Source organism: Pauljensenia sp. UMB3104 (genome assembly GCF_030217285.1).
Classification (GTDB): Bacteria; Actinomycetota; Actinomycetes; order Actinomycetales; family Actinomycetaceae; genus Pauljensenia.
Map to the genome: position 1 here is coordinate 1 of NZ_JASONN010000552.1, position 241 is coordinate 241.

The window sequence follows — 241 nt, forward strand, 5'->3', positions numbered from 1 at the left end:
AGGCGCACAAGCGGAAGCACTCCTGAGAGAGCTGAACAGGCTAGGCGTGAACCTCAACCAAATCGCACGCAACGTGAACTCTGCTCATGTGGCGTCTTTTGAGCAGGTTGAGGCAGCCAGAAAACTCATGGAACAAAGCAGAAGGCTTATAGAACCATTCACGTTGGGAGGCGGCCGTGGCGGTGACGAAGCTGACTCAGATCAAGACGACACTGGGTAAGGCAGTGGACTATGTATGCCA

General features: G+C 53.9%; 1 protein-coding gene. It reads left to right on the top strand.

Going from position 1 to position 241, the window contains the following annotated elements; translation table 11 throughout:
- Positions 1-220, top strand: a 220-nt coding sequence (gene mobC / locus QP415_RS12760; protein WP_285100320.1) for a plasmid mobilization relaxosome protein MobC, incomplete at its 5' end; no start/stop codon positions are given.
- Between the last annotated feature and the right edge of the window lie 21 nt (positions 221-241).